The sequence below is a fragment of the Peptostreptococcus russellii genome (assembly GCF_900110295.1).
GTDB lineage: Bacteria > Bacillota > Clostridia > Peptostreptococcales > Peptostreptococcaceae > Peptostreptococcus > Peptostreptococcus russellii_A.
Genome location: NZ_FODF01000029.1, coordinates 1 through 11,122 on the forward strand (window position 1 = coordinate 1; position 11,122 = coordinate 11,122).

Below are 11,122 nucleotides of genomic sequence, written 5' to 3' on the forward strand. Positions count from 1 at the left end.
GAGCTATACTCCCACATATATTGGAGCGGGTGAAGGGGATCGAACCCTCACAGCTGGCTTGGAAGGCCAGAACTCTACCATTGAGCTACACCCGCATATTAAATTATGACTCATAGGGGATTCGAACCCCTGTTGCCGCCGTGAGAGGGCGGAGTCTTAACCACTTGACCAATGAGCCGTCATGACTCTTTTTCAAGTAACTTTGCAGTTTTTTTAACCGCTGTCCTTTGGACAAGTATTATAATACCAAAGTACCAGATAAATGTCAATAGAATTTATGATTTTTTTTAAGTTTTTTTTATTTTTTACAAAAAAACAAGCTTTTTCAATGTTTTTATAGAGAAAAAATCAAAACTATGTTCTTATTATAACTTATTAATTCTTAAATGTACAGTAACAGTTATTAAGAATATCTTAAGATTCTATTAGTTTTCACCTAATATGCTTTTATTTGTCCCTTTTTTGCTCTATAATCTAATATGAATTATTGAAAATACACTGATTTATTGTCAGTTAAATGAATTTTTATCTTTTTATTATATATATTATTTAAAAGAAAGGAGGCGGCTTTAAGCCAATTCATATGAAAAAAGTATTAATAATGACCGCTTCAACAGGTGGAGGTCACAATAGAGCAGCCAAAGCAATTGTTGAAGAAATTGAAAAAAGAACTTATCATGACGAGGAAATAAAATGCAAGGTAATTGATAGTTTTAAACTTGTAAACCAGACTGTAGATAAGGTTATTTCAGAGGGATACGAAATGTCTGCAAAATATACTCCTACAGCTTATGGAAAGATGTATAGACTATCAGATATGAAATTTTTCTCTTTAAATGAATTTAAAAACAATCCTCTTTCTATAGCTATGGCGAGAAAATTTAAAAAGATGATTGCAGAAGAACGTCCTGATCTTATTATAGGAACACATGCCTTCCCTCTTGTAGCACTAAGTAAGTTAAAAAAAGGTGCTAAGGGCGAAGAACTTGAAGAAGAATTTGATGAATTTGTAGCAAAGTCAGAGGAGGAAATATATACATTTCCACCACTTGTATCTGTTCTTACAGACTACACTGCCCACTCAACATATCTTCAAGATGAAATAGATTTTTACATATGTGGAGATGAGTATGTAAAAGAGCTTTTAATAGAAGACGGAATACCAGAAGAAAAAATTAAACCTTTTGGAATCCCTGTTGAAAAATCTTTTATGAAAAATAGACCTAAAGAAGAAGTTCTAAAAGAATTAGGGCTTGACCCAGAAAAAAGAACAGTTCTTCTAATGGGAGGAAGTTTTGGAGCTGGTAATATTAAAGGAACTCTTGATGAACTTGCAGAAATAGAAAGAGATTTTCAAATCCTAGTTATTACAGGAAGAAACTCTGCATTAAAGTCAAGTCTTGAAGAAAGAGTTAAGGAATATAACAGCAATATAAATATTAAAATTATAGGATTTACAAATATTATGAACGATATTCTTCCAGCTATTGATATCTTGGTTACAAAGCCAGGTGGTTTAACTACCACTGAAGCCCTTCTTAAAGATGTTCCTATGGTTATACCTTATTTTATACCTGGACAAGAAGGAGAAAATCTTGATTTTCTTACTAACTGTGGAGTTGCAATTAGAACTACTAAAAAATTCTCTATAAAATCTGTTATTAAGGTTTTAATAGACAATCCTGAAAGACTGGAAAGAATGAAGGAAAATATTAAACTTATAAGAAAAGCTAATTCATCAGAAAACATCGCAAAGCTTTCGCTTGAAATTTTTGATAAATACAAGGTTGACTACTCTGCTTTGGATAATAAAAAGACTTTTCTTGAAAAAATTGATCATAGTGGAAGATTAATAAAGAACTCAATAATGTCCTTTATTTTCTAGGAATTTTTAAATTTTATAAATAATAGTTGAGCGCAACAGCAATTGCTGTTGCGCCATTTTTATATTTTAATCTTAAAGAGATTTTAACTCCTCTTCTACATCCTTAGAAACTGACCTTTCTCCACCAACTATTATTATATTTTTTATATTATTATCCTTGATAAATTTTTTTGTTTTTTCATTTAGCTTATTACTTTCTGTAAGAAGGATTACCCCTGAATGTAACATGGCTTCCTTACTAGATGAAAGTGCGTCTGCATAGCCGTCTCCATCTACTATTACTACCGTATCTATATCTTGCTCAAATATAGGATAATTTGCTCTTGCAATTTCTATAGCAGTTTCATATCTATCTTCTCCTGCAAGCCTTCCACTATATTTCCAAATAATATCTCCTTCTTCATTAGTTCTGTAATTTAAACCTAATTCACTATCACCTGAAAATGTTCTCACTGTTCTTGGCACTGAATTAAATCCACCTATTATAAAGTGAGCATCTTCTAATCTATTATCTTCTCCATAGACTAGTTGTTTATAGTCATACAGATGTAATCCTTTTCTAGATAATCTCGAAGCAAAGGGAAGTGATGCTATTAGATCAGGATACTTATCATCATTTATTACAATATCCATCACTACATCTCCGTAAAAGTTTTTACCAATTAAACTATATATTTCAAGATTTATAGCTTCGTCTAAACCTCTATTTTCAGTAAACCTTTTTACATATATGTTTTTTGATAAAAGTGTATTATCTATACTTTTACTTAGATCATTATAATCTCCTACTATATAAACTTTTTTAACATTATTGCTCAAAATTTCATTTAATATTGCTTTAGAAATATAGCCCTTTACTGTAGGATAGAAATGGGCATCTATAGAAGATGCTAGATAACTAGCATAAAGTGACTTTTTAAATTGTTCTCCATTAGATATTACAGCAACATTACTTCTCATCTTTTGAGAACAATCTTTATCTACTTTTATTGCTGTATCATACCTATCTCGCCCAGCTATTCTGGCAACTCTATAGTCTGAATCGTCGTATTCAGCATATGACATACCAGCCAATGAAATAATTAATGCAAATGCTACTAAAATTGATTTTTTAAATATTTTTTTCATACGCCCCCCTAATAAACTTAAAATACGAGTCTTGAAATAAATAATTTTACCTTGTAGAATGATTCTTTAATGATACTTTCTCATATTTATTAATATGATTTTTATTTGATTCTATAATTAAAATATATTAAAGATAGTAGATTTTGTCAATATATTTAGAAAATTAATATTTTTTTATATATTTTCTACCCTTTTATTTATTTTTTTCAATAAAAAAACGCCGATTAGCTTAAACTAGCTTATCAGCGCTTTATTACAATTTTATACTATTCAGTTGGAATTGGTGGTTCATAATAATCTTCTTCGTAATCATATTGAAAATGTCTTGCATTGTTTCTATATACGCTATTGTCATTGACCCTTTTGTATCTAGATGTTTTTTTCTTTGCATTTATTTTCTTTTTATTATGTCTCTTTTTTGTTAGAAGATCCATTGCCTTGTTTTCATCGTAACCATCCATTTTTTTCACCTCTGATTTATATTTCTCTTCTTCCTTCCAATGCCTTGGAAATTGTTACATCATCGGCATATTCTAAATCTCCTCCTACTGGAAGTCCATGGGCTATTCTAGTTACCTTAATACCCATAGGTTTCACAAGACGAGATATATACATAGCTGTTGCCTCACCTTCAATAGTCGGATTTGTAGCCATTATAATTTCTTTTATACTTCCATCACCAAGTCTTGATATTAACTCTTTTATATTCAGCATATCTGGACCTATTCCATCCATTGGTGATATTACGCCATTTAAAACATGATACTTTCCATTGTAATCTTTTGTTCTTTCCATGGCCGCTACATCTCTTGGATCCTCAACTACACATATAGTAGATGAATCTCTATGACCATTTGCACATATTGAACAGATGTCTGAATCAGAAATATTACAACATACCTTGCAGTACTTTATTTCTCTTTTTACATCCATTAATGCCTTAGATAGACTGCTTACATCATCTGGATTCATATTAATTACATGAAAAGCCAATCTCTGAGCTGTTTTTCTTCCTATTCCAGGTAGTTTTGAAAACTCATTTATCAATCTATCTATAGGTTCACTATAATTTTCCATTTAAATCAAATGAATTTTCCGCTATTAAAACGGTAAATTCATTCCTCCTGTAAGTTTACTCATCTGAGATTTTTGTAATTCATCTACTTCATTTATAGCCTGATTTACAGCACTTAAAACTAAATCCTGAAGCATTTCAACATCATCTGGATCTAGAACTTCTGGCTTTATAGCTATGTCTACTAATTCCTTTTTACCATTCATCTTAACTACTACAGCCCCACCGCCAACAGAAGCTTCAACTTCCTTAGACTCTAATTCTTCCTGCTGCTTTTGCATATCTGCCTGCATTTTCTGTGCCTGCTTTAAAAGATTATTCATATTCATTCCACCCGGCATACCTCCGCCGAATCCGCCTTTTTTTGCCATGTTAATTCCTCCTATTTATATTATTATTTCATAGTTTATTCTTAAAATTATATTCCTATATATTTTACCCTAAATACATAGCATCCGCAACTTTTATTAAAACTTTATACTTTAAAAAAGCCTCTCTTTTCGAAAATCTATATGAAAATTTTCTTACTTTTAAATACCTTTTAATAATATGAATTATTCATCTTCTATTATTAAATTATCTCCCAATCTATCCTTTAATAACTTTACAGATTCATCTTCTTCATTGTCTTTTATTTTACTATTGTCATTAAAATCCATTGTATCTATATCTTTTTCAAGTATAAATCTAGGCTCTATTTTTAGTCCAAATACTTTCTGCATAGCATCTTTTATATAATTGTAGTTTTCTTCTTCGTTCAATCTATCTAATGAAAAGGCTAGACCTTCGTGTATTATTACATATAGTATCTCATTTTTATATCTCAAGCCTCTATTTTCAGATAAAAAAGCCCTTAAAGGTGTTTTTTTATCTGCCTTCATCTTGTCCATAAGCTTTCCCCAGTCCTTTTTTATATCTTGAAGGTCTTCATCATCCATTACATCGACTTCTTTAGACATAACTTTTTCTTTACTTTCTGCTTTAACTGCGTTTACTTGCTTGTCCTGTGAAAGAGATGCTGAAGCAAACTCTCTTGAATCTACCATATTGTTTGGCACAATCACATTAGATCTTATATTTATCTTTCCATCTTCTATTATCTTTTCTATATTTTCTAATCTCTTTACTATTGCCTCTTCACTTGAGTCAGTAGAAGGTGAAGAAAGTTTCATTATATACACTTCCAAAGTTATTCTTTGGTTTGTAGAGTACTTAAGGTTATTTGAAAGTTCGGAAAGAATTCCTAGTATTCTAATTATTTCACTCATTTCAACTTCTTTAGAAAGATTAATCATCTTTTCTATATACTCTTCTGTCAAATCCATAAACTCGTCAGCTTTATTAAATATTTTCACCATCATCAAACTTCTAAAGAATAATGTTGTATCTTGAACTAAAATCTTTAAATCTTTACCCCACATATAATAGTCATCTATTAATTTCATGGATTTTTGTATATCTGAATCCAAAATTGCCTTTGCAAAGTCAAATAACTGTGACGGGTCTGCTGATCCTAAAAGATCTAATACATTTTCCGCTGTAAGCTTTTCAGAACTAAAGGCTATACACTTGTCCAAAATACTCAAGGCATCTCTAACAGATCCCTGACCATTTCTAGCTATTATTCTAAGAGCATCTTCATCTATTTCCAGCTTTTCTTTTTCGCAGATAGATCTCATTCTATCCATAAGAGTTTCTATTGATACTCTTTTAAAATCAAATCTCTGACATCTCGAAAGAATTGTGGCTGGTATCTTATTTGGCTCTGTTGTTGCAAGTATAAAAATTACATATGATGGTGGTTCTTCCAACGTCTTTAACAAAGCATTAAAAGCACCTTGTGACAGCATATGAACTTCATCTATTATATATACCTTATATTTAGAGCTATTTGGAGTATACTTTACCGTATCTCTTAATTCTCTGATATCGTCAACACTATTATTTGAAGCGGCATCTATCTCTATTACGTCAAGATTGGAACCATCAAGTATTCCAGTGCACATTTCACATTCATTGCATGGTACTTCTTTGTCTTTTGATGTACAGTTTACAGCTCTTGATAATATCTTAGCCGTAGTTGTCTTACCTGTTCCTCTCGTTCCACAGAAAAGGTATGCGTGACTTAAATTATTATTTTTTATCTGATTTTTCAGGGTTCTTATTATATGTTCCTGACCTATTACATCATCAAATACGAGAGGTCTGTACTCCCTATACAAAGCTTTGTGCATTATATCCCTCCAAAAAAAATAATCCCGTTAACCGGGATTGTGAATTTATATGTTTAAGCTGTACACCATCTATCGACAAATGTCCCCAACCGTTGCCTATGTAGTTGGCTCCTTACAGGCTTCCCTAAGGCACATGAAAATGATCACTTACCGCTGCTTTCTTCCGAACCTGACGGACTTCATGAGTTTCCATTGCTTAGGACCCATATATCAACACTACTTGCATAGGACTGCATCAAAAACAATTTGCCTCCAGATGGGATTCAACCCCACTAAAGCGGATTGTGGGTTACAGAGCACCGCTAACTCTCCATCTAGTACAGCAAAATTATAACCTAATTTGTAGTAAAACATATATAATTTCAATCTAAGTTAATAAAATTGAAACTATGTAAATGTTCTTTTAATTAATCATACACATAATAATACCATATACTTGGACTTTATTCAACAAAATTCTGATTTTATTATTTGTATCTTCACTAAATATTATATATACTTCTATTATAACTCTTAAGTAGCAATTAAAGAAAAAACGGCTATAAAGCCGCTTAATATATAAATATTTATTCTATCATTTTGGCGGAGAGAGAGGGATTTGAACCCTCGGTACAGTTTCCCGCACACTCGCTTTCCAGGCGAGCCCCTTAAGCCACTCGGACACCTCTCCATTTATAATAATATGGTGTTTATAAGCTCTATTTTTACCACACTTATGTATGATAACATAAAATTGGTATTTTCGTAAACTATATAGGTGTTTTTTTTAATTTTAATATCTGATATACAATTTTAATGATAATTCATAAGATAATAAATATTGTTTTCTATTCCTTATTATCCAATATTTAATATATGGCTACTTATATACTCTGTGATTTTAATTTTTTTTCTTCTCTTCTTTCTCTAAAGAAATCACTTAATATTTTTGAACATTCTTCTTCTCTTATTTCATATATAGTCTCAACCTTATTGTCTATTAGAAATTCATGCTGAAAATCATTATGCTTATCTACTATTTCATTCTTTGTGTGTCTAGCTCCAATATAAACCTTCTTAATTCTAGAATTTACTATTGCTCCAGTACACATAAAACATGGCTCCATAGTTACATACATCTCACAGTCAAAAAGTCTCCATCTGTCGAGATTTTTTGCAGCATCTTTTATCGCAACTACTTCAGCATGATTAGTTGAATCATTTGTTATTTCTATTCTATTAAAACCTCTTCCGACTATCTTATCCTTATAAACTATTACAGCCCCGATGGGGGTTTCTTTCAATGCATATGCCTTTTTTGCTTCTGCAATGGCTTCCTTCATAAAAAAATCTTCTCTATTCACAATATCACTCTTTCATCTATTATTATATAAAGCTCTCTACAAACATATTTACCATGAAAATATAATATTTCTATATATTATAGCTTAAAACCAAGTGTTTAAATTAGTTTCTATATATATTATATTATTTATCTATACACTATAGATTATCAAATAATAGAGTTTTTTGCAATACATCGTTTTTTATTTTGTATCTATTGATGTTTTTCTTAAAAAATAAGCTTATACTTCTTTTATTTTTACTTTAATAATATATATTAATCCTATTTTAGTTTCTACTTAATAATAGTTTCTGTCTGTAATCTCATTATGCCTGACATTATACATACACCATATGCACCACAATCCATTGCCATCTGGGCATTTTTATTATTTATTCCACCTATTGCGTAAACAGGTATGCTTACAGACTTACAAACATCCCTTAGAGCCATTAGTCCTCTAGCCTTTAATCCCTTTTTACATTCAGTTTCAAATACATGACCAAAGGTTAAATATGTTGCCCCTATTTTTTCTGCATATATTCCTTCCTTTACACTATGTATAGAAACGCCAATTTCCCTATATTTTTCAAAAAATCTCTCTCTACTATTTTTATCGCTATTCATTTCTTCAAGAATATAAAGTGGAAGGTGGATTAATCCACCCTCCTCTATCACTTTACTTTTCCAGTTTGAATGAGAAAAAATAGCTATATTATATTTTGAAGAAATATTTTTTATTGAAACATAGAGTTTTTCATAGTCCTTTTCAGAGATATCTTTTTCGCGAAGAACTATTGATTCTATTTGAAAATCTTTGAGGTAAGATTCTATCTCTGAATTTTGCTTTAGGGTATTTGACAAACTATTACACTCCTGCCTATTAGTATAATTCAAATTATAAGTATAGGCTTTAAGAACTTTTTCAAGAGTATCATCTAGGCTATTTATACATAGTTTTCTATTTGTAATTATCTTTAATCTTATCATTTTTCTCATCCCCTGTTTCGTAAAGTTATAATACTGTAGTAATCACAGTTTTTAACAATATTTTTTACTCCTTGATTGCAAGGTTAATATAATCGCTCATTACTGGCTGAAGTCCAGTATTTTTAATGGCTTCAAATACCTCATCAACACTTCTAGGATCAGATATTTCAAACTGTTCATCACCTTTTTCTTCTTTAACATCATCTGAATGGCTACCTATTCCTGTACTTACTCCTGCTGAGATTTTTGTTGCAGCTATCTTTATAATGTTGTCTCTAAATCCAGCTCTTTCTCTTGTAGATACTGTAATACTTGCAAATGGAAGAAATATTCTATATGCACATATTATTTGTAAAAGTTGTGTTTCATGGACATCTTTTGGATTTATTTTATCATTATTTATTATAGGTCTCAATCTTGGACAAGATATTGCTATCTCTGCATGAGGATATTTCTGTTGTATAAGATATGCATGATATCCAGTTGCAAAAGCATCTTTTCTAAAATCATCAAGTCCCAAAAGTGCAGCAAATCCTACACCTCTCATACCACCCATAAGAGCTCTTTCTTGAGTATTTAATCTATATGGGAATATTCTTTTGTGACCTGCTAAATGAAGTGTTTCATATTTATCTGAATTATATGTTTCCTGAAATACTGTAACATAATCTACACCACAGGAATTTAAATATTCATATTCGTCTGAGTTTGCAGGATATATTTCTATTCCAACTACTTTGAAATACTTTGTAGCAAGTCTACAAGCCTCACCTATATATTTTATATCTGAATGCTTTCTACTTTCACCAGTTAATATTAGAATCTCTTGAAGTCCTGTTTGAGCTATTGCCTGCATCTCTTTTTCTATTTGCTCAAGGTTTAGTTTTGATCTCTTTATCTTGTTATGAGAATTAAAACCACAATATATACAATAGTTTTCACAGTAGTTTGATATATATAAAGGTGTAAACATATAAACTGTATTTCCAAAATGCTTTCTTGTTTCACTTTGAGCTCTCTGTGCCATTTCTTCTAAGAAGCCTTCTGCCACTGGAGATAGAAGTGCCTGAAAATCCTTTATAGAAAGATTCTCTTTGGACAAGGCTTCCCTAACATCTCTAGCTGTAAATAAAGAGTAATCGTAATTATCCATTTCATCTATTACTTTATGTCTTATTGTTTCATCTATTATCTCCATATCTTTCATATATTCCATATGGTCTATTTTTATCATTTTTATACCTCCTTAGTCCTGTAAAAATCCTGTTAATGGTGAAGACGCAACTGCACCTTTAGAAATTACTCTTCCTAATTTTGCTAGATATGCCTTTCTACCAGCTTCTACCGCACTTTTAAAGGCTTCTGCCATAAGAGGTATATCTCCAGCTGTTGCAATTGCTGTATTTGCCATTACAGCTGCTGCTCCCATCTCCATAGCTTCACAGGCTTGTGAAGGTCTTCCGATTCCTGCATCTACTATTATTGGAAGATCTATTTCATCTATTAATATTTGTATAAACTCCTTAGCTGCAAGTCCTTTATTAGATCCTATTGGAGAAGCTAAAGGCATAATACATGCTGCACCAGCCTCTTTTAAATCCCTTGCTACATTTAAATCTGGATACATATACGGCATTACTATGAACCCTTCCTTTGCAAGTATTTCAGTTGCTTTTATAGTCTCTTGGTTATCTGGTAAAAGATACTTTGAATCTCTTATAACTTCGATCTTTATAAAATCTCCACATCCACATTCTCTAGATAATCTTGCAATTCTTACAGCTTCTTCAGCATTTCTTGCGCCAGAGGTATTAGGAATTAGTGTTACTCCTTCAGGAATATAGTCTAATATATTTTCTACCTTTCCTGAAACAGCTCTTCTAAGAGCCAGTGTTATCATTTCTGCTCCAGCATCCTTTATTGCACTTTCTATTAATTCAAGGGAATATTTGCCTGATCCCAATATAAAACGTGAATCAAACTCTCTTCCAGCTATTATTAACTTATCATTGTTCATAGTAATTACCTCCATGTATTTATATTTTTATATTTTTTCCTATTAAAACTTTGCCAACAAATTGCTATCTACATAAGTTAAAAAGCAAATTTTTTAATAAAAATCTAATCTTCTTTTTCCAATATTATCCTTAAAACAGTATTTGCCTGATGACCTGCACAAATCATTACTCTTGGAGCCATTATTCCACTATATTCTTCAAAATCTGTATATCCATCACCAGATATATATAGATTTTTCATTATTCTTTTTGTTTTTATATTGTTAGAATCCTCTAGTCCTGCCATACCAGATGCAGACACAATCGTTTTCCCGCTATGTTTTTCTAGAACTTCATTTACAAGCATAGCCTTACTTTTTGCATCATCAAATGCCTCAACTATTATATTTTCATTTTCTATTATTTTTCCAACGTTTCTCTCTGTTACTTTTATATTCTCAGTTTCTACTTTTACGAAGGGATTTATTT

General features: G+C 31.0%; 10 protein-coding genes, 3 tRNA genes, 1 other RNA gene and 1 pseudogene. 1 reads left to right on the forward strand and 14 read right to left on the reverse strand.

From position 1 onward, the window contains the following. Positions 1-21: 21 nt before the first annotated feature. Positions 22-95, reverse strand: a tRNA-Gly gene (locus tag BMY82_RS08560). Positions 96-106: 11 nt separating this feature from the next. After that, positions 107-178 (reverse strand) — tRNA-Glu (locus BMY82_RS08565). Between the two features lie 405 nt (positions 179-583). Between BMY82_RS08565 and BMY82_RS08570 the strand changes: the two genes are divergently transcribed. Beyond that, positions 584-1,885 (forward strand): MGDG synthase family glycosyltransferase, encoded by a 1,302-nt coding sequence (locus BMY82_RS08570; RefSeq protein WP_091976140.1) that lies wholly within the window; start codon positions 584-586, stop codon positions 1,883-1,885. A 72-nt stretch (positions 1,886-1,957) separates the two neighbouring features. Here the strand turns inward: BMY82_RS08570 and BMY82_RS08575 are convergent, their stop codons facing one another. The 12 genes and pseudogenes from BMY82_RS08575 to BMY82_RS09495 all read right to left on the reverse strand — a co-directional run. Then, positions 1,958-3,013: a cell wall-binding repeat-containing protein gene (locus BMY82_RS08575; protein ID WP_091976141.1), complete on the reverse strand. Its 1,056-nt coding sequence runs from the start codon at positions 3,011-3,013 to the stop codon at positions 1,958-1,960. A 266-nt stretch (positions 3,014-3,279) separates the two neighbouring features. Then, positions 3,280-3,474: a hypothetical protein gene (locus tag BMY82_RS08580; RefSeq protein ID WP_091976142.1), complete on the reverse strand. Its 195-nt coding sequence runs from the start codon at positions 3,472-3,474 to the stop codon at positions 3,280-3,282. A 16-nt stretch (positions 3,475-3,490) separates the two neighbouring features. Next, positions 3,491-4,090 (reverse strand): recombination mediator RecR, encoded by a 600-nt coding sequence (gene recR / locus BMY82_RS08585; protein ID WP_091976143.1) that lies wholly within the window; start codon positions 4,088-4,090, stop codon positions 3,491-3,493. Between the two features lie 24 nt (positions 4,091-4,114). After that, a complete protein-coding gene (locus BMY82_RS08590; RefSeq protein ID WP_091976144.1) occupies positions 4,115-4,459 on the reverse strand; it encodes a YbaB/EbfC family nucleoid-associated protein in 345 nt (114 codons plus the stop codon). A 183-nt stretch (positions 4,460-4,642) separates the two neighbouring features. Beyond that, entirely contained in the window at positions 4,643-6,322 is a 1,680-nt protein-coding gene (gene dnaX / locus BMY82_RS08595) for a DNA polymerase III subunit gamma/tau (RefSeq protein ID WP_091976145.1), read from the reverse strand. 58 nt (positions 6,323-6,380) lie between these two features. After that, positions 6,381-6,645: signal recognition particle sRNA large type (gene ffs, locus BMY82_RS08600), an RNA gene on the reverse strand. Between the two features lie 257 nt (positions 6,646-6,902). Beyond that, positions 6,903-6,992: transfer RNA gene (locus BMY82_RS08605), tRNA-Ser, on the reverse strand. A 193-nt stretch (positions 6,993-7,185) separates the two neighbouring features. Further along, positions 7,186-7,665, reverse strand: a complete 480-nt coding sequence (locus BMY82_RS08610; protein WP_091976146.1) for a nucleoside deaminase — start codon at positions 7,663-7,665, stop codon at positions 7,186-7,188. Positions 7,666-7,940: 275 nt separating this feature from the next. Further along, positions 7,941-8,636 carry a thiamine phosphate synthase gene (locus BMY82_RS08615; RefSeq protein WP_091976147.1) on the reverse strand — a complete coding sequence of 232 codons (696 nt, stop codon included), beginning with the start codon at positions 8,634-8,636 and terminating at the stop codon, positions 7,941-7,943. A gap of 64 nt (positions 8,637-8,700) precedes the next feature. Beyond that, on the reverse strand, positions 8,701-9,870 hold the full coding sequence (thiH, locus tag BMY82_RS08620; protein WP_091976148.1) for a 2-iminoacetate synthase ThiH: 1,170 nt from the start codon (positions 9,868-9,870) through the stop codon (positions 8,701-8,703). A 12-nt stretch (positions 9,871-9,882) separates the two neighbouring features. Beyond that, positions 9,883-10,653 (reverse strand): thiazole synthase, encoded by a 771-nt coding sequence (locus BMY82_RS08625; protein ID WP_091976149.1) that lies wholly within the window; start codon positions 10,651-10,653, stop codon positions 9,883-9,885. Positions 10,654-10,757: 104 nt separating this feature from the next. After that, positions 10,758-11,122: pseudogene (locus tag BMY82_RS09495) on the reverse strand (sulfur carrier protein ThiS adenylyltransferase ThiF); the annotation flags it as partial.